General features: G+C 38.5%; 14 protein-coding genes. 7 read left to right on the plus strand and 7 right to left on the minus strand.

Going from position 1 to position 19,495, the window contains the following annotated elements:
* Positions 1 to 15: 15 nt before the first annotated feature.
* The 7 genes from BUA16_RS07035 (at position 16) to BUA16_RS07070 (ending at position 11,866) form a co-directional block, all read left to right on the plus strand.
* Positions 16 to 1,833: a RagB/SusD family nutrient uptake outer membrane protein gene (locus tag BUA16_RS07035; RefSeq protein ID WP_072764044.1), complete on the plus strand. Its 1,818-nt coding sequence runs from the start codon at positions 16 to 18 to the stop codon at positions 1,831 to 1,833.
* A gap of 11 nt (positions 1,834 to 1,844) precedes the next feature.
* Entirely contained in the window at positions 1,845 to 3,488 is a 1,644-nt protein-coding gene (locus tag BUA16_RS07040) for a LamG domain-containing protein (protein ID WP_178338853.1), read from the plus strand.
* A 217-nt stretch (positions 3,489 to 3,705) separates the two neighbouring features.
* A complete protein-coding gene (locus tag BUA16_RS07045; protein WP_072764046.1) occupies positions 3,706 to 5,379 on the plus strand; it encodes an alkaline phosphatase family protein in 1,674 nt (557 codons plus the stop codon).
* Positions 5,380 to 5,454: 75 nt separating this feature from the next.
* Positions 5,455 to 7,941, plus strand: a complete 2,487-nt coding sequence (locus BUA16_RS07050) for an outer membrane protein assembly factor BamB family protein (protein WP_072764047.1) — start codon at positions 5,455 to 5,457, stop codon at positions 7,939 to 7,941.
* Positions 7,941 to 8,885: an alkaline phosphatase family protein gene (locus BUA16_RS07055; RefSeq protein WP_072764048.1), complete on the plus strand. Its 945-nt coding sequence runs from the start codon at positions 7,941 to 7,943 to the stop codon at positions 8,883 to 8,885. The genes BUA16_RS07050 and BUA16_RS07055 overlap by 1 nt, the downstream gene beginning before the upstream one ends.
* Before the next feature lie 156 nt (positions 8,886 to 9,041).
* Complete coding sequence (locus tag BUA16_RS07060) at positions 9,042 to 9,938, plus strand: endonuclease/exonuclease/phosphatase family protein (protein ID WP_178338854.1); 897 nt, start codon at positions 9,042 to 9,044, stop codon at positions 9,936 to 9,938.
* A 584-nt stretch (positions 9,939 to 10,522) separates the two neighbouring features.
* Positions 10,523 to 11,866 (plus strand): tyrosine-type recombinase/integrase, encoded by a 1,344-nt coding sequence (locus tag BUA16_RS07070; RefSeq protein WP_072764051.1) that lies wholly within the window; start codon positions 10,523 to 10,525, stop codon positions 11,864 to 11,866.
* A gap of 136 nt (positions 11,867 to 12,002) precedes the next feature.
* Here BUA16_RS07070 and BUA16_RS07075 read toward each other — a convergent pair whose 3' ends face one another.
* From BUA16_RS07075 to BUA16_RS07105, 7 genes are all read right to left on the minus strand, one after another.
* Complete coding sequence (locus BUA16_RS07075) at positions 12,003 to 12,461, minus strand: hypothetical protein (protein WP_072764052.1); 459 nt, start codon at positions 12,459 to 12,461, stop codon at positions 12,003 to 12,005.
* The gene (locus BUA16_RS07080; protein ID WP_178338855.1) at positions 12,462 to 12,974 is read right to left on the minus strand and encodes a helix-turn-helix transcriptional regulator; all 513 of its coding nucleotides are present in this window, start codon (positions 12,972 to 12,974) and stop codon (positions 12,462 to 12,464) included.
* A 10-nt stretch (positions 12,975 to 12,984) separates the two neighbouring features.
* Positions 12,985 to 13,548: a hypothetical protein gene (locus BUA16_RS07085; protein WP_072764054.1), complete on the minus strand. Its 564-nt coding sequence runs from the start codon at positions 13,546 to 13,548 to the stop codon at positions 12,985 to 12,987.
* Positions 13,549 to 13,675: 127 nt separating this feature from the next.
* Entirely contained in the window at positions 13,676 to 14,683 is a 1,008-nt protein-coding gene (locus BUA16_RS07090) for a hypothetical protein (protein WP_072764055.1), read from the minus strand.
* Positions 14,680 to 16,626, minus strand: a complete 1,947-nt coding sequence (locus tag BUA16_RS07095) for an AAA family ATPase (RefSeq protein ID WP_072764056.1) — start codon at positions 16,624 to 16,626, stop codon at positions 14,680 to 14,682. Before BUA16_RS07095 ends, BUA16_RS07090 begins: the two co-directional genes overlap by 4 nt.
* Before the next feature lie 65 nt (positions 16,627 to 16,691).
* The gene (locus tag BUA16_RS07100) at positions 16,692 to 18,017 is read right to left on the minus strand and encodes a restriction endonuclease subunit S (protein ID WP_072764057.1); all 1,326 of its coding nucleotides are present in this window, start codon (positions 18,015 to 18,017) and stop codon (positions 16,692 to 16,694) included.
* Complete coding sequence (locus tag BUA16_RS07105) at positions 18,017 to 19,477, minus strand: class I SAM-dependent DNA methyltransferase (protein WP_072764058.1); 1,461 nt, start codon at positions 19,475 to 19,477, stop codon at positions 18,017 to 18,019. Before BUA16_RS07105 ends, BUA16_RS07100 begins: the two co-directional genes overlap by 1 nt.
* Positions 19,478 to 19,495 lie beyond the last annotated feature (18 nt).

Below are 19,495 nucleotides of genomic sequence, written 5' to 3' on the forward strand. Positions count from 1 at the left end.
TTAACAATTTAGATTATGAAGAAAATTTTAATATTAATGCTAATGCTGGGCTTGTTGCTTTCATGTAATGATGATTTTTTGGAAAGGTATCCAGAAAATAGTATTAGTAAAGAAGCCTTCTTTAACACGGCTACAGATTTAGAATTATATACTAACGGTTTTTACGGCGGTATTGGATCTTCTTATGATGACATAGGAACAGATAATATTTCTACAAGAGAAGCTAAGGATGCGACATGGGATTTACTACGTGCTGCTGTAAGCGATTTAACCCAAGATGGATGGAGTAAAGATAGTTGGAGTGCCTTAAGAAGTATAAACTTTTTTTTGGAAAACTCTAACGCCCCTAATGCTACCGAAGCTGAGGTCAAGCATTATCAGGCCATTGCTAAATTCTTTAGGGCTCAGTTTTATATAGATAAAGTAAATACATTTAGTGATGTGCCTTGGCTTAATAAGGCGCTTGATGTTACTGATGAAGAATACCTGTATGCACCAAAAGACACACGAGGGCTTGTTGTGGACTCTATTATCAAAGATATGAAGTTTGCAGTAGACCACCTTTCGTTGTCTAATGGTAGTAAAACAAGGGTATCTAAATGGGCAGCATTAGCTAGTTTGGCAAGGTTTTCTTTGCATGAGGGCACTTTTAGGAAATATGGGATGAAGAATGCTGCCGAAGCGGCTTATTTAACTAGCAAAAGTGCCTCTGAATATACTTATTTGCTGGAAATAGCAAGAGATGCATCGCAACAATTAATGGATGAAGGTGGGTTCTCCCTTCATGGTGATTATACTGAATTGTTTACAAGTAACAGTTTGGAAGGCAATTCTGAAATTATCCTGTACGATGACTATGAAAACGACAAAAGGGAACACAATGCCTTTACACGCTTAGAGTGGCAATACGGTACAAGTCAAAATCTATTGGATACCTACCTGAAGCTAGATGGAACTCCCTATACACTGGAAGAATTAAAAACACTTGAGTTTAGGGATTCATTTTCTAATAGAGACCCGCGTGCGGCTCAAACAATTAATAGCCCAGGTTGGAGGATGCCCGGCAGCGAAAGTGATTATGTTGGTAAATTGCCTTTTGGGGGCCTTGGACAAGTTAAGTTTACACCTCTTGATGAAGATGGATGGTCTTGGGGAGCTAGTTATAACGACCTGCCTATTTTCCGATATGCGGAAGTTTTATTAATTAATGCGGAAGCACATTCAGAATTAGGCACATTAACAAATACAATATTAGATAATACCGTTAATGCTATTCGTTCAAGAGCTGGTATAACTGGAAATTTAACAACCAGTGCTCCAGTAGATCCTTTATTAGATGCAAGATACCCAAACATTGATGTCGCTAATAAGGGAGCTGCTTTAGAAATTAGAAGGGAACGAAGGGTAGAACTGGCTTGTGAGGGTAGACGTTATGCCGATATTATACGTTGGCACGTTGGTGACGCCATTTTTACAACCGATGGAAAACCAGAAAACCTGCAAAGAGGTATGTATGTGCCAAAAATGACCGTTCAACCAGATGGGGCAACATACACGTTAATTGAAGTTACGGGTGATAATGAACCAGACGTTATTGTAGCTGCCACTGCTGGAGATTTAGCGACAGCAAGCAATAGCCACCCAGGATTGAGCCAGATATCTTTAGACGAAAATATAGCATTAACCAATGGTGATGAAGGTCATATTATATTTGACAGGGAAGTGGATGTACCTGGTACATTTGTTGAGCCAAAATATTATTACAGACCCATACCGCAGTCCGCAGTTCTGCTCAATGAAAATTTGGTGCAACATGAATTATGGTCAAATTAAAAAATAAAGTTATGAGATTTAATTTAAAATATATATTCACAGTATTGCTTGCTTCTGTTTTCTTCTATGGTTGTGATGGTGATGTAGCCGTGGAGTCAATGGAGTTTAGTGATAGTAGTTTTAAAGAGGTTAAAATGTTTCTGCGTGAGATCAAGGACAATAGAACAACTCTAAAGGATCTAACGGTTTCCTGTACAATTGATAAGGCAATACAAACGGTTAATGTTGAAATAAAGCATTCCGCAGATATTACACAGTTATATTCCCAGGTTACATTAGAGCGCGGAGCATCCGTTACGTCAATAGCTGGCGCACCAGCCATAGGTACTGTTGGCGATTTTACAACACCCCACAGGTATTTGATTGAAACTCCAGATGGCGAAGCTTTGGAATGGACAATAACGGTCGTTTTAGCAGATCCGCCACCGCCAGTTGAAGGACCTTCAGGTTTCGAATTGGTTAAAAGGGACGGAACAAACAAACACATACCTTTTGCTACGTTCCCAACAGCTGGTAGCGAAGCAAATGATTTGGGAAATGCACTTTTAGGGTTTAATTATAATGGAAGTGATCAATATTCCTCTGTAGATGGTGATGAACTTAATTTTAGAGGTACTCAAGACTTCTCGATATCGTTCTGGGTAAAAACTACAGCTACTAATTCTGATCCATCTATGGTTGGAGATAAAGATTGGGGTAGCGGCTCTAACCCTGGTTTTGTATTCGCCTATACAGGTGGAGATTGGAAGTTAAATGCTGGCGGTGGCGGTAGAGTTGATTTATCGGGCAATGTCATTAACGATGGCAATTGGCATAATATAGCGGCAACTTTTGATAGGGATGGTGTAGTGACTTTATACGAAGATGGTGTTAACATAGGGGAAGCTGATATTTCGGGACTAACGGATATGACCAGTGGTAACCCTATAAATATAGCCCAAGATGGAACGGGAAGTTATGGTAGTTTCTTTGAAGGTTCTGTAGCTAATGTGAAGCTTTTTGATTATGTGTTGACAAAAACAGAAGTTTATAACTTGGGGACAACAGGAGCAGCATTAATAAGCTCTTCTGGAGCCAATCAATATCTAGCAGTTACCCAAAATGGAGGTTCTAAGTTTAACGACTTTGGTAGTGGTTATTTAGGATATAGTTATGATGATTCTGGGGACCAGTATACCACCATCGAAGATGGAGGTGCTTTAGATTTTAGATTTGAGGGAGACTTTTCAGTGGCATGTTGGGTGAAAACTACCGCAGACAATAGTGATCCCGCAATAATAGGAGATAAAAACTGGGGAAGTGGATCTAATGCAGGGTTTGTTTTTGCTTATTTAGGAAGTAATTGGAAATTGAATGCCGGTGATGGCGCTAATAGGATGGACATTACAGGGAATGATATTAATGATGGAGAATGGCATTTACTAGTTGCTACTTTTGATAGGGACGGTAGTGCTACCCTATATCAGGACGGGGCATCGGTTGGTACTGAGGATATGTCTGGGTTTGGTAGTATGAATGGTGGTTACCCTATTAATATAGCACAAGACGGAACGGGGTCTTATGGCTCTAAGTTTATTGAAGGCAGTGTTTCGAACACTATGATTTTCGATTATGTATTATCTGCACATGAAGTTCTTAAGCTCTTCGAAGAATAAATACTTAAAAATAAAAAAATAAAAGTGGTTTGTTAGTTGTTAAGGCAGGTCGTTCCATCATTGAGGACGGCTTGTCTTTTATTCAATGGATTTGAATCGATCCAAATAAAATATCTTGTGAAGATTGAATGCAGATCATAATAAACAGGCTTGAAATTTTAAACAATAGGAGCAATTATGAAATCTAAGGTAAATTATTATAATAGCGATACATACTATGTATAGAGTTGGTATTTTAAAAAAAATTTTCTTACCGGTGGTGGTCTCCGTCACTTTATTTACAAGTTGTAAAAAAGAAGGAGGGGGCCTCGATGGTATAGAACACGTTTTGGTGATCGGGATAGATGCCTTAAGTCCCAATGGTATAGCAAATTCACATACCCCAAATATAGATGCCCTTATACGGGAAGGGGCTTACACCATGAATGCAAGAGGGGTATTGCCTACAAGCTCAGGGCCAAATTGGGCCTCGGTGTTGATGGGGGCAGGCCCGGAACAACATGGGATAACAGGGAACGATTCCGATCCCCTGGAACCTGAACTACCTCCCTTGGTAAGCGCAGATGGCACTAAAAAGCTGTTCCCTACTATTTTTAAGGTGATCCGGAAGGCCGAACCTCATGCCGAACTGGGAACCGTTCACCAATGGGATGGTGTTGGGATTTACTATGAACCAGAACATTTGGACTATGCAAGGAGTACCGAAACATTAAAGGAAACGGCAGCGTTGGCTGCTCAGTACATTGAGGAAAAAAGGCCCCGTTATTTTTTTGTCCATTTTGATGATGTGGACCAGGCCGGTCATTCCTTTGGCCATGGATCAGAAACATATTATAAGGCAGTGGCCGAAGTTGACACCTATGTCGGGGAAGTCCTTCAAGCCTTGGAACGGACCGGAATGGCCAGTAAAACCTTGGTAATTCTTACGGCCGATCATGGAGGTATCGGGAATGGTCACGGGGGCAATACCCCAGAGGAATTGACCATACCTTTTATTATGAGGGGGCCTGGGGTTAAAAGAAACTACCAAATAATAGAATCTGTCAATACCGTAGATAATTCCCCTACTGTGGCTTTTGCCCTGGGGGTTCCGGTTCCCGAAGCTTGGGTAGGTTGGCCTGTGAGGAGCGCTTTTGAAGGTTACGACGAACCCGCGGAAATATATGGGACAAAAAGTTTTATCAAAGCGCCACGGATATACCCCGTCGGGAAACATTTTAATCCCTCGGGAGGGTTGTATATTTCAGAAAAACCCTTACTTAAAATGGATGTGCCTACCGATGGTACTCAAATACGCTACACTTTGGATGGTAGTGCCCCCCATTCAGGAGCCAATATATACACCGCTCCCTTTGAGTTAGACAGCTCGGTAGTGGTGAAGGCTAGCAAGTTTAAAGGGGATAAGGAGGTAAGTAATATTCAGACAGCCTATTTTAGGGTATTGGACAATCCGGAGGGACGCGGGATTTTGGCCAAGTATTATTATGGGAAAAATTTAGAAAAATTGCCAAACTTTGATAGTTTGTCACAGGTAGGCAAAACCTTTACTACCTATGAAATTACCTCTGAAGGCCTTACCTTTCCAAATGGCGTTGATCAGTTGGCTATGGTTTTTACTACCTATTTTGAGGTGGAAGTTCCAGGTGAATACACCTTTTTTGTTTCTTCGGATGACGGAAGCAAACTTTTTGTGAACAATTTTGAAGTGGTCAACAATGACGGTAACCATGGTGTTAGGGAAGAAAAGGGAAGTGTAGAGCTCAAAAAAGGCAGGCACAAAATTGAGGTACAATGGTACAATAGTGGTGGTGGATACGGTCTGTACACTTTCTTTAAGGGGCCCAATATCCCAAAGCAGGTGCTTTCATCCGATCGTCTGTACCTTAAATAGCCGGTTGTTTTAATCGGAAGTAGCCCCCGTTGGCCTAAGTTACTAATGCTAATTAATATAATTATATCAAATTTCATGAAGCCTTTAAAAGATTTAAAATTACTTTCTTTCGGAATATTGTTTCTAGGGATCAATTTTCTGGGAAATGCTCAACTAAAAGGAAATGTTTTTCTCGATAAGAACAACAACGGAATAAAGGATGCCTCTGAAGAGGGCGTCCAAAACGCGGTAGTTTCGGACGGTTACCATGTTGTTAGGACCGATTCCAATGGTGGCTTTTTGTTGCCGGGATGGAAGAAGCAACGCTTTGTAACATGGTACCCCAGTGCTGGGCATAAAGGAGAAACAAGGTTTATAGCTATTTCTCCTGAAATAAGTTCCTATGATTTTGCGGTTCGGACAAAGGAGAATAAAGAGACTACAAAATTTGTTCAAATCTCCGATACCGAAACGTTTGAATATGGGGATTGGGTAGATAATCTAAAAAAATACATAAGGGTACACAAGCCAGATTTTGTGGTCCATACTGGGGATATCTGTTACAGATCTGGAATGGATTGGCATGCCAAGAATTTAACAGAGAAGGAATTGGGAGTGCCTATATACTATTGCCTGGGAAATCATGACCTGATAAAGGGCGATTATGGGGAGCAGTTTTTTGAGGAGAAATTTGGCCCTGCCTGGTATGCCTTCGAAGAAGGGAATACACTATTTGTAATTACACCCATGATGGGAGGGGATTTCCCCCCAGGATTTGACCACGAGGATATTGGAGGTTGGCTTCAGAACTTATTGATGGCCTATGATAAAGAGCAACCAAAAATGTTTTTCAACCATGATCTACTTACCAATGGAGACAGTTTTGTTTTTAATAAGAACAAAAAAGAGTCCATTGTTTTGGAGGACTATAATTTGAAAGCATGGTTATATGGACATTGGCATATCAACATGGTGAAAACGCATGGTAAATCGGGCGTAGTATCCTATAGCACTGCTACTTTGGCCAAGGGAGGCATAGATCATTCACCATCGAGTTTTAGGGTAGTGGATGTGGACAAAAAGGGCAACCCCAAATCCCAACTGATATGGAGCCATTTGGAAAGGGAAATCCAAATTGTGAGCCCCCAGAAGAACAAACTAACATTAAATGCGGATGGAAACATAGAAGTGTCCGTCAATGTGTACGATAGCGGTGCGGTGGTAGACAGTGTGCGCTATAGTATTTGGGGAAAGGAAGGATTTAATTGGGAATCTTCCCTGGACGCTACCAATTGGAGATCCATGACCAAAACATCGGATTGGAACTGGAGAGGGACCGTTTCACCTGGGGAGGAAAAGGAATTTCTTTTGGTGATCGACGCATTCCTGCGCAGCGGGGAAATACTGCACAGAAAAGAAAAATTTAACCTAGATGGTAACAGCGGTACAAATGGATCCAAGGCCGAATGGTTCAATTTAGCAGGTAACAAGGAACATCATCCCGTAGTGGATATGGACCAAAGAACGCCATATACCATGAAGTGGACGGCCAACGTGGGGAGCAATATTTACATGAGCTCACCGGTAGTAAAAGGTAATTATGTCTTATCGGCAGGATTTGACGATAGTAATGCCGAAAATTGCTTTATAGTTTGTTGGGATGCCACCTCTGGGAACGAGAAGTGGCGATTTAAGACCAAGAACGGGGTTAAAAACCAAATGGTCATCGCGAAAGAAAAAGTAATCGCTACCGATATGATCGGAAATACCTACGCTATTGATATTGCCTCGGGAAAATTGGTTTGGGAGCGAGATCTTAAATACAATAGGGCTCCGGGCTTTATCACGGGGCTGGTTACTGACGGGAAAATTGTATATACCGGATTTGCCGAATCACTTTCGGCTTTGGACGCAGATTCTGGAAAAACCCTATGGCGCAATACTGCATGGAGCGGTGGGGAAGGCACTACCCCAACCATGACTATCGCGGGGGATATGCTCATAGCTTCCCGGCATTGGGGAGCAATATATGCCCATAACAGATATACCGGTGAACTTATGTGGTCCAGGGACGATGATGGACTCCGTTATAGGGATGGGGTGCTGAGCTACAGGGACAATTATCTTTGGGTGGCCGAACAGGATAAATTTCATAAACTGGACCCCAAAACCGGAAAGACAGTCCATAGTTTTATCACGGGCATGCAACATACAGGTACTTCGGCCCCTATAGTGTTGAAGGACAAGGCCATTCTTTCTGGATCCCATCCAGGTATAGCCTCGTTTGACTTACATTCAGGAAAAAAGGATTGGGAATTTCAAGTAGATCCCGCCTTATTCTATACGCCTTCCTATTTTTCAGACCAACAACAGAGTTTGGAAACCACTCCCATTTTGGTGGGTGAAAACTTAATATTTGGCGCTATGGACGGCAATGTATATGTTATAAAGGCAGATACAGGGCAATTGTTATGGAAAACTAACCTAGGAGTACCTGTGATTACCTCCGCAGCAATTACTGCTGACGGATTTTATGTATGCGATTTCGCAGGAAATATTTATTTTTTTAAAGCAGACCAATAATGAAAAGAATTTTTAAAAGTTTACTAAGCCTGTTTATCCTACTACAGGGAATCTCAAATTTTGCTCAAACCAATACCCAACTTAGAAGAGGGAAGGTTCTAAAGGAAAAACCCACTACGGTATTTTTAATAGGAATAGATGGTTTGAGTGTAGACGGATTAACAAAAGCAAACACCCCTACAATGGATATGTTTGTAAAAAAGGGAGCTAGTTCCTTAAAAGCAAGAGGTGTTATGCCTACTAGTAGTGGGCCCAATTGGGGTTCCATGCTTTTAGGTGCTGGCCCTGAACAACACGGTATAACCAGTAATGGATGGCGTGTTAACGACTATAGTATTGAAGCCACTATTAAAGATGGGGACGGATTTTTTCCTTCGGTTTTTGATATGATTAAAAAAGAGGATTCAAATGCTAAACTAGGCGTGTTTCACGAATGGGGCACCATTAGGGATTTATTCAATACCAAAGTTTTGCATCATATAGAAAAAACCGGGGAGATGAATGAATCTTTGGATAAGGCATTTGCCTATTTCAAAAAGGAACGTCCCAAATTTGTGTTTGTCCACCTAGATGCTGTTGACGGTGCCGGTCATAAATTTGGTCATGGTTCAGCCGAATATTATCAAGAAATTGGACGGATAGATAATGCCCTAGGTTCGTTTTATGAAAAGCTCAATGCACTCAACAAAGAAGAAGGTACAAGTGTAAATATATTGGTAACGTCTGACCACGGTGGTGTTGGTACCAGTCACGGTGGTAGTACCATGGAAGAAATAATCATTCCATGGATATTGGTGGGGCCAAATGTAAAGAGAGGACATTCCATTGAGCAACCGATCAATACCTATGATACGCCCGCGACAATTTTGCGGCTCTTGGATGCAGATAGGCACATTCCAATACAATGGACAGGAAAACCTGTTCTAGAAGCCATTAAAAACTAGAATTCGAGCTAGCGCTGGAATACAATTCCGAAACATTTTTAACGGTGGAATTATGGGGCAAGACCAAGCTAGAGAACGGACAAGGAACACCTGTCAAAGGAAGTTTAGCTCTGGCTATGCAGTCTTTTTAACCGTTTATCAGCTAAAATGAAACAGATGATATCAAGATTTATTTTATTGTTATTTGTTTTGACAGTGACAGTGAAGGGTATTGGACAGGAGAATTTACGTGTTTTAACATTCAATATTTGGGACCCTGCCGATATCCCATTTTGGGAGAAACACGCCCATGGCTATCCTGTAGATCAATTAATACATTACCTAACGGAGGATAATGCAGATGTTCTTTTGTTGCAAGAGGTATCTTTGGAAAAACCACCGCATCAGCAATCATATGAAATTATTAAAAAACATCTTTCCTCAAAAGGGTATCTATATTCAGCTTTTTACAAACCTAATGGAACTACTGGTTATGCGCCAAATTCGGATAACAGTGGATATCCTTTAGCCGTTTTTAGTAGATTTCCAATTGAAGAAACCTTTGCCACCCAAGAAACAAAGGAAAAGAAAATGAGCAAAGGGGTTTTAGGTATTAAAATTAGGGTGAAAGCAAAATCATTGTATATTTTTAATACGCACTTATCAATAGGCAATCATACTACCGATGATGAAATTAGTAAAGTAGCATTGCCATTTATCAATAAAGTAACGGGAGATGATATGGTTATTTTTGCTGGTGATTTTAACAGCCCACCTGCTTCAGAATACCCAAATACGTCAAAAAGGATTGGCGATTATACCTATAGTTCACAAACCACACAGTTTCTATTGGATGCCCATTTTAATGATGCATGGGCAATTCTCCCAAAAGGGAATAAAAAGGGCAATGGGATTAGCTGTCCAGGGCAAGACGATTATATTAAACGTGTTGACCAGATCTATTTTAGAGGTAAAGGTCTAAAACCCACATTGGCTTTTGCAAAACACAATCTTTGGGATACTATTAACTTGGTAGATCATAATGGGGTGGTGGTCAATTTTGTCCTAGATTAATTTTATGCTCTAAAAATCAACAAATACTCAAAGCAAAACAAAGGTTAATCAAGGGCCTAAAAAATACGGGAAAGCCATCGGGTTTTATTGCCTTCATGACAATTCTATTTGGCGAAAAAATGGTTCTGAAATTGTGGAGTAATTTCCGATTTCGCTAATAGACATAAAAAAGCCTCAAGGAAACTTGAGGCTTTTCTTAGTAGCGGGAACTGGATTCTTTCCTTCGTTGCACTGCGGAAAGGGCCTTGGGGGTGGCTTTACAAAGAAAACCATGGTCGCTTTGCGCCCGTTTTTTGTTTCCCTCCAAAGCGAATGCGCGCATTGCTTTTGCGTAAAACGAAAAAACCAGCTATTGCTAGCTGGTTTCATTTGTAGCGGGAACTGGACTCGAACCAGTGACCTTCGGGTTATGAGCTCGATATATAATGGTTTCATATGGCTTTGAAAACAGTTAAATAGCTGTTATGCAGGGTTTTACAAAAATCTAGGAACCATATAAAACCAAGTAAAACCTCAAAATGTTTTAAGTATGTTTTAGGTAAAAAAATTTTGATGTCGTATCTTTAACTAACCAATAAGTCAAAATGGCATCGATAAAGATAGTGCTTTGGAAACATGATCAAAAAAAGGATAGTACTTTCCCTTTGGCTGTTCGCATTACCCAAAATCGAAAAACCCGATACATTTTTACAGGTAAGTATATTTTAGAAGAGCATTGGAATAATGATCTCTGTAGAGTAAAAAAGTCTTGTCCAAACTCCGCTAGGCTAAACAACTTTCTACTGAAGAAACTTTTGGAAGTTGACAATATTGCTTTGGAGGCAGAAGGATCTAAAAACTTCATCTCCAGTAGCGACATAAAAAATAGGGCAAAGCATAAGGGTAGAGCGATTTCCTTTTTCCAATTCGGAGCTCAACGGGTGTTAAACAAGTATCAAGCTGGGGTATTTTCGGTTTGTAAATCCGATCTTTCAATCTTATTTAACCTACGGGAATTTTTGAAATGGAATAAATTTGAAGATCGGGAAACTGTTGTAAACGGGATTAAGGAGCGTAGACGTAAACGTGTGGGAAGATCTAGAAAACCTGGATACTCTTTTGTAGATGAAGTAAGGCGTCAATTTGAGAAGGATACCACGCTGTATTTTGAGGATATAAAAGAGTCCTTTTTGACCAATTACAAAATTTTTTGTATTTCATATTTAAATCAGAAAACCAGAACCGTAACGAATCAGCTTGTATTTATACGTACTCTTTTTAATGCTGCTATTAAGGAAGGAATAGTGGACGCCAAATACTATCCGTTTGCGGGAGAGAAGGAGCGTATTCGAATTAAGTCTGGCCATAAGATTGGTTTAAATAGAGAGGAAATTGGGCGTTTGGAAAATGTGCAACTGGAGGAGGAATCTGCTATGTGGCATACGCGGAATGTCTGGTTGTTCTCTTATTATTTTGCGGGTATACGAATATCGGATGTGTTGCAAATGAAATGGTCCGATCTTAAGGACGGTAGACTATATTATGTTATGAACAAGAACGAAAAGCCTTTGAGTTTAAAGATTCCGGATAAGGCAAAGGTAATATTGGATATGTATAAGTCTTCCCAACTATCCCATGAGGACTATATTTTTCCCTATCTAAAGAAGGCAAATACAGCTAGTAAACGAGATATATTTGTGAAATCACGGAATGCCACCAAAACTCTCAATAAGTGCTTGAAGCAAATAGCTGAAAAATGCGGAATTAAAAAGAATCTTTCCAACCACATTGCGCGTCATTCTTTTGGGAATATCGCGGGTGACGCCATTTCGCCTCTGATGTTACAAAAGTTATACCGCCATAGCGATTTACAGACTACCATTAATTATCAGGCTAACTTTATCCATAGGGATGCGGATGATGCCTTGGATGCAGTTTTGAATTCTTAGAATTACTATTAGGCATCTTAAAGAGCCTGGGTTTTATTGAAGTGTCTTATATGCAATTAGCGCTTAGTTTAAATCTCTTCGATTGAAATAACTACATAGATAATTCTTTGAATAGGTGTTTCTATCTTAAATAGGCTTATTCCTCCTTAACCATACCTTCTGAGGTGAAAGTAACGTCATGGTTTATTACTTCGGCTACATTCACAGTTGGTAGAATATAAGTATTGTAAATGGTTCCCTCGGTTTTTGCGTGCAAGGCACCCCTTGCAGCACCAATAGTTAGCACCACGAAATGCGTGATTAATTTTTGTGGAAATATTATAGAATTATCACTATTCTCAGACAACTGTTTCCAGCCCTTAGCATCGATTTCGAAATGACCCTGTATGCCAATTTTTAAAAAGGGGGCATCTTTTTTTTTGAGGAAATCAAATTGTACCTCAACAATTAAAATTCGATTTGCTTCATCCAAAGCGAATCCAATATTGGTTTGAAGATCTAAAGCTCCGGTAGTTCTATACGCTTTATCATTTGTTGCAAATTGTACGGTTTTCAACCCTACAAATGCAAAACCTAAACTATTATAATCTGCCATTTATCCAGTTGGTCTTAAATTATCATCTGCTACGACGGTCATATTAAATTCTTTGCTGGGTACACTGCGTGTATTTGTGAAAGATTTTTTAACCACAACGTTGCTGGCCAATCCCTTCCTGGAAGTCTTGGGTGATCTAATGAGTTTTGATTTTTCAAGCCATTCAATCAGTTGTGCATGATTTCTTTGGTCTCTTTCAGGATCTATGAGGTCTATGCTAATGAACTTCGTACCAAGTGCCTGTTCAATGTTAGAAATACTTTCTAAGGTGAAATTGACTTGCCCTTTCACGATCTTACTCACTTGGGCTGCGCTTATCCCCATTTCTTTGGCAAGACGTGCCTGTGTCCATCCTTTTTGATCTAAAAGTGTTAGCACATTTAAGGCAATTACGGCACTGTTCTTTTTCCACGAACGGTCGGCCTTTCTCTTTCGATGGGCATTAGCCCAATTAGAGGTAGGATTATTGGAGATGGACTTCGTGAACTTATCTTTGTTGTAATTGTTCGCCATACTGTTCTTTTTATGAGTGTTGTTCAATATCATCTACATCTAGAATGCCCTGTTCTATGAGATACTGTTGTGTGTTTTTTAATTTCTGTAATTCTTGGTCAAGTAGCTTATCTTCTTGCATAGTTCTTACTAGCTTAATGCCGCCTCCTGTTATTATAAAGGTGTTGTAATCTAGTCTAATTGCATAAAGCCTTAGCCAGCCATCTTTAATTTTAATACCGTATGCTTTGCATTGTTCATAAGGTTGTAAAAGATTTTTGTCCCTTTCGTGTAACGGTTGAAACATTTGGGATAGGTTGTCCGTAGGGTCGGTAAAACCTTTTTCTGCTATCTCATACAATTGATCAAATAGTGTGTTGGCATCGTTAATTGTTTTAAGCACAGCTTCATGGACTGTATATTTCGAATAAATACCTTTAGAAAGGTCGTTCCTACGTTTAGTAAAAAACTTAAGAAGATATTCAGGGTCATTCCAGATTTCTTCTAGGTATTCAAGTTCATCCACACCATCTTTTCGTATCAAAATGGTGCAAATTCCTTGATTTTGCTCTGTAAATGTAGGTAATATTTTCAATATAGTTAACCTATAAGTTTATTTTGTGGTGAAATTAACAAAAATAGAGGTATAGGTTATCTTTATATATCGTCAGTTATTAACATAACAATCAACATTTCTAACCCAGCCCATCCTCCGCCACATGTCAAAAGGATTCAATTCTATTCGTAGCACTTATTAGTTCATCAACAATATCCTTTTTGAATTTACTAAAAGGCCTTTTGTGATAATTCTTCACATCTATTTCGATACCAAAAAGCAAGCGATATTTATCCGATTTAGTTACATCTAATCCATTAAATGTTTTGTGTAAAAGAGTATTCAAATAATTATCGGAATATTTGTAACGCAAGTCAATCAAATCTTGAAGTTCTTTTTTTGAATGGCCTTTATATAAAAGTTTTGTTTCCAATATATCTATTGTGTTTTGTGCCTTTAAACTTGAATGGTCTATACTTTTGCATATAACCTCATATTCGTTAGGTGATTTAGCGAAGTAGCTAAATCGAAAAGAATTTGAAATTTCATTGTCAACATATGGATGAAAGTGGTTATCTAAACTCAAAGTAGCGGTTGATTTAATTGAGCTATTGCATATACCACAAGAAGGAATCAAATTGTAAAACGATAAAGCTAGTAATGGGTGTTCACTTTTGGCAAACCAATGATCAAATTGAGGAACCATTGCTTTATTCCCATTAGGTTTTCGCATCACCATTGTGTACTGTCGGTTACAATAAGTGCACGTATGAATATTAAGCCATTCAGCCAAACGATAATTTAAGGTATTATAGAAAAAGTCTTCATAACCAGATTTGACAAAAAGCTTTTCACATTCATTCTTGAATTTCTCTTTAGTGTAACCAAATCTAATGAACATTTGACATAAGATATCTTCCTTAAAAATTAATTCACGTGGCTTTGAACAAATTATAGCATGGATGTTTCTATCAGTGAATAATCTAACAAAGTTTGGATTCAAATCATTTTTAATCTGAAATTGCCTAGAACAGACCTTACAGCTTGTTTGCCCACAATTATGACCGTCAGGGTTGGTTTTCGAAGTTTTTCCTTTGAGTTTTATTTTCAACCAACAAATTACTTCTTCACTATAGCGACTTAAAGCTTTCTTCTGTTCTCCTAGGTAAATCATGACTTCTCAAAATTAATATCAAGACCATATTGTTGAGCTATATCTAATAAATGCTGTTTTTTCCTTTCTTGGTCCAGTTCATCTTTGAATACTTCAAAGTACATATCCTCTAACTTGGTACGTAAGATGGGTTCATCAACTAAACTGATTATCCTTTTATGATATTCTTTTTTTTCAATGTTTCGATTTTTCTCTCGAAGCCAATTAATTGTATTTTGAATTTTGTCTCTCGCGAAGTCACCCATAAGCGAGTCTTCCAGAAAAAAGGATTCCGCTAACAAGTCCGTAAGATTAGCCCCAAAGGAGTGTTTTGGCCTTTGTGAGTCTGAATCTGATAGTATTGTTCTTGAGGAGCTATTAGATGATTTATCAATATATACTATGTTGGTCGAAGGCAAATCACTTAAGGTTAAAGCATCATGAGTTGTAAAAATAATTTGAACCTTAGCTTCTAATCTTTGAAACAATTTAGCTGAAAACTCAATTAATGTTTTAACGAAATGTCTTTTCCAAATAGGGTGAAAACCTAAATCTGCTTCATCTAATAATAAGAGATACTGCTTGTATTTTCTTTCCGTTGGCATTTCTGATATCACGTTAATATCAAAATATTCGTGAATCCTACTAAATAGATTTAACATCGCAGTTTCTCCTGAACTTAAATTTCTGGATGATGGCTCGAAATTGATATAGTTTGGAATTTGGTTAACCGTTCTATATTCAATATTGTCATTTGAATCGATAATGGCATAATATTTACCTAAACTATTAATCAGTTTACGTTCTAACTCATACAATTCGTCTACCTTTTCAGTCTCAAGAAATATTGATTTTAGACTCCAATCGAAAAAAAATGATCCTTTTTGATTACTATTATATTCGATATTGTCTATATAATCAAACAGAAAAGTTAATAGCTTTAACAACTCCTCATCAGGTAAATTTTTATTTTCCCCTTTGGAATAATAATAATAATCTTTAAACCATATTTTAAAAAGATCAAATGCTACACTGCTTTTGAGAACTTCGTCTAAATTATTGCTATCTAAGCTCTCAAAATGACCTTCTCTTAGATAGGTGTTTTCAATTTCCATTAACCTTATTAGGATACAAAAAACATCCATCAAAATGTAATTTTTAAGCATGTTTTTCTGAAGAATGAATTGATCCTTGTCAGTATCTCTCTTCGAATTTCTAATGTCATTAGCTTCCATCTTTATCTTTGTATAAAGACCTTTCAAAAAAGGACGAAAATCTGATGGTGTATTCTCGAAATAGACCTCGTACTCGTCGGCATCGATTCTATATCTAGTAAATGTTATTCTATGTAGATTGTCATCTGGAAAATCAAAGATTTCCTTTATAGGACTTGCTAGGTCTGACACCTTTAAATTCCTTATCCTCTTATAGTTAGCTTGTTTAAGTACTTCTTTTGGGATTACAAATCCAGAAGGTGGGGATAAAAAAGAAAGGGTTTCCAAGTCCTTTCCCAGAATACTATCAAAGCTAAGGTCGACCCCACTCAATGTGGGTTTAAAATCTAAAAAAGGACTATAATAAATAGTATTTACATCAACTTCAGTATTTTCAAAAGGAAAAGGTATTTCCAAGCTTTTATCTGTTCTCATGAAATTATGGAAGACTGCAAGTTCACCGTCTTCGAAAATAATAACGTGATTACTATTATTTCTATTAATGCTTTCTACTATTTCATACATTAAAGAGGTTTTGCCAACACCATTGGTGCCAACGATTGTAGATACATTTAAGAGTGTGCCGGAATCATCGAAAAAATCCTTAATGAACCGATTATTAGGCCTTCTCTTGATACTTAATACATTATAGTTTTCGTGAACATCGTAAATATATTTTCCACCAAAATTTAGAACAAAAGGATTTTCGAATAAATAGTTTTCATTTATATATATTGCTGCTAATTTCATCAATATTTTTTTACATTATTTGCCAAATCTAGGTGCCCTAAATTGCTATTTTTATAGTGTTTTAGTTACTTAACTTTACTTAATTTCTTCAACCCCTCAATCTCCCTCAACAACTCCCTAGCATCCCCATCACTTTCCAATTGCTCCACCAACTCCCCTTTAAAAGCTTTATGTAATATAGCTTGTGGCAATGTATCTATTTTAGCTTTTAAGGATTTGTATTGTTGTTCTATGGCATCTGCTTTAGCTAAGAGATTTTCGACCAAAATCACTATTTTAGACTGCTCTTCGATTGGTGGCATATAGAGCATCATCTTTTTTAAATCTTTATAGTAAAGAGTTTTAACAGTGGTACCTTTCCCTTTATGAACTAAGTAACTACTTGATGACATGAAGGCATACATTAGATACAGGTTATTTAGTTTTTCGCCGCAAATCCAGTTCGCAAAATGTTGAGTTGTGGCCATCTCACTTCCCATAATTGTGGTGTATCCAACTGAAATATCCCTAGAAAAACATACAGTTCCTTTCGGTAGTAAACGTGCGCTTGAATTCTCTATTCCCAAAGCTGTTGGCTTAAATTTAGTATCAATAATTATTTTACCATGTGCAGCCCTAATATCTTGTAAACTAATCCAAGGAATATCTCCATTTTCCCAGTATTCTGGAACACTTTTTCTAGGAGTATGTCCAGATTCTAATTTTGCAATTTCATTTAGATTAATCCATTTCCAACTTATAATCGAATTTTCGGAAGTTTCTCCAATCATTATTGGTGATTCTACTTTGACAGTAGAACTTCCGCGCCACTCCTCCGTCAACTTCCCCGTCACCGCCTGCGTCAATACCTGCTGTCTAAAATCCTTTAATAATTCAGGAATACGCTCCATGCTTTTTTTCATGGTTGCAATTTGGGCCATTAGCGTATCGACTTTAGCCACAATACGGTCTTGTTCGAGGCGGGGTGGGAGGGGTAATGGGATTGATTTTAAATTTCTTTGATTCAATTTTAACCTAGTCGTACCACCAACATAACCTTCATAATTAAACTGGTTGAGAAAGTGTAAAAGGAACTTGTTGGATGTAATAAACGTTTTTGCTCTAAGAACATGGGCATGATTATTCACCCATGACTTTCCATTAATGAGATAGGCGACATCTTTTCCTTTATCAAAAAACGGAGCGCCATCTTCACCAAGAAGAACTAATTCCTCGTCGAAAATATAATCATCAATATTTCCAGCAATTCCTGTAGCTCCGTAGTATGGAATTTTACCTTGCCTTTTAGCTCTTTCCTTTGCGTTAATTGGCTTCCGAATATTATCTAAAATATCAATACACGTTTCAATATCAGAAATAATCCAGTTTATTGGTAATTTTGTTTTCCTCATTATCCCAACTCTTTTATCATCGCCTGCAACTGCTGGGTAATGGTTTCTAATTCTGTTAAAGCTTCTTTTGCAATATCAATGGGCTCGCTCAGATCGTCTCCGTTGCTGACACTATCATCCGCAATTAGACCTAAATCAAGTGAATCGCTTTTCCTTGCAATAGTTTCCCTGTCAATATATTGCCAACGTTCATTAACTATCTTTTTTCGAGCCGTCTCGTCAATAGTGCCATCAAATTCTTTAGCCAAAGTTTCGGGCTTGACTCCTCCCGTATAGGCCTCAATAAAATCAGTAAAGGCAGCACGGGTAAAGGGGGTACGCTTGCCATAACTGGGTACGTTGGTTCGCATATCATAAAACCACACTCCCTTAGTATTTTTGGTTTCTGTAGTGCCTCTGGTAAAAAACAGAACATTGGTTTTTACCCCAGCGGCATAGAATATACCGGTAGGAAGCCTTAGAATAGTATGGACATTACATTTGTCCATCAAGTCACGCCGGATCTTTTGTCCGTCGCCATCTTCAAAAAGCACGTTGTCTGGCAATACTACCGCAGCCCTTGCCTTTCCGTCCTTCTTTAAACTTCTATATATATGCTGTAAAAAGTTTAGCTGTTTGTTACTGGTAGGGTAAGTGAAGTCGTCCCTGGTTGGGCGTTCTCCTCCTTTTTTGGTCCCAAAAGGCGGATTGGCCAATACACCGTCAAAGCCATTGAGACCTTTGCCCATTTCAGTGAGGGTATCCCCTAGAATAATCTCACTCTCCATACCGTGTAAACGGGCATTCATCAGCGCCAAACGGTGGGCATCCCCTACCAATTCTACCCCGCTAAAGGCCTTTTCTACCTGGAATTTTCGATCCTTTTCACTTAAATCGAAATAGTTGTCGTACTTGGTGCGTAAATGTTCATCGGCTGAAATCATAAAGCCGAAGGTACCTGCTGCGGGATCGTTCCAACGTTCTCCTAGTTTTGGAGACATAAGCTCTACCATTATGTTGATCAAAGGCCTGGGCGTAAAGTATTGTCCGGCACCACTTTTCTTTTCGCCGGCATTCTTTTCCAATAGGCTTTCATAGATATCGCCCATGACATCACGGTCCGTCTCCTCATACCAATCCAGGTCATCAATGGCCTGCACCAAGGTGTTGAAGTTTACGGGTTTGCGTAGACTGGTGGAAGCGTTGGCATAGATTTCCTTAATGCTAGCGCTCGTGGTTTCATTACTTACTTCTGCCAAGAAGCTACGATACCGTTGAAAGGATTCGGTGTTATCTGTTTCCTCTACAAAGGAACGCCATCTATAATGTTCCGGAATATGTTGCTCAAAATCTCTTACCTCACTTAGTTTAAGGAAAAGGATATAGGTCAGTTCGTTTAAATACTGGTGATAGGTAACCCCATCATCTCGCAATACATTACAAAGGTTCCAAAGTTTATTTGCTATTTCGTCTGCACTCATATTTGGTTTACATTTCTT

The sequence above is a fragment of the Arenibacter nanhaiticus genome (assembly GCF_900141935.1).
Taxonomy (GTDB): domain Bacteria; phylum Bacteroidota; class Bacteroidia; order Flavobacteriales; family Flavobacteriaceae; genus Arenibacter; species Arenibacter nanhaiticus.

What these genes read in the sequence shown, in the direction of transcription:
- BUA16_RS07105 (WP_072764058.1), bottom strand. Translation starts at nt 19,477, where the DNA reads ATGAGTGCAGACGAAATAGCAAATAAACTTTGGAACCTTTGTAATGTA.
- BUA16_RS07095 (WP_072764056.1), bottom strand. Translation starts at nt 16,626, where the DNA reads ATGAAATTAGCAGCAATATATATAAATGAAAACTATTTATTCGAAAAT.
- BUA16_RS07060 (WP_178338854.1), top strand. Translation starts at nt 9,042, where the DNA reads ATGATATCAAGATTTATTTTATTGTTATTTGTTTTGACAGTGACAGTG.
- BUA16_RS07075 (WP_072764052.1), bottom strand. Translation starts at nt 12,461, where the DNA reads ATGGCAGATTATAATAGTTTAGGTTTTGCATTTGTAGGGTTGAAAACC.
- BUA16_RS07040 (WP_178338853.1), top strand. Translation starts at nt 1,845, where the DNA reads ATGAGATTTAATTTAAAATATATATTCACAGTATTGCTTGCTTCTGTT.
- BUA16_RS07050 (WP_072764047.1), top strand. Translation starts at nt 5,455, where the DNA reads ATGAAGCCTTTAAAAGATTTAAAATTACTTTCTTTCGGAATATTGTTT.
- BUA16_RS07055 (WP_072764048.1), top strand. Translation starts at nt 7,941, where the DNA reads ATGAAAAGAATTTTTAAAAGTTTACTAAGCCTGTTTATCCTACTACAG.
- BUA16_RS07045 (WP_072764046.1), top strand. Translation starts at nt 3,706, where the DNA reads ATGTATAGAGTTGGTATTTTAAAAAAAATTTTCTTACCGGTGGTGGTC.
- BUA16_RS07035 (WP_072764044.1), top strand. Translation starts at nt 16, where the DNA reads ATGAAGAAAATTTTAATATTAATGCTAATGCTGGGCTTGTTGCTTTCA.
- BUA16_RS07090 (WP_072764055.1), bottom strand. Translation starts at nt 14,683, where the DNA reads ATGATTTACCTAGGAGAACAGAAGAAAGCTTTAAGTCGCTATAGTGAA.
- BUA16_RS07100 (WP_072764057.1), bottom strand. Translation starts at nt 18,017, where the DNA reads ATGAGGAAAACAAAATTACCAATAAACTGGATTATTTCTGATATTGAA.
- BUA16_RS07080 (WP_178338855.1), bottom strand. Translation starts at nt 12,974, where the DNA reads ATGGCGAACAATTACAACAAAGATAAGTTCACGAAGTCCATCTCCAAT.
- BUA16_RS07070 (WP_072764051.1), top strand. Translation starts at nt 10,523, where the DNA reads ATGGCATCGATAAAGATAGTGCTTTGGAAACATGATCAAAAAAAGGAT.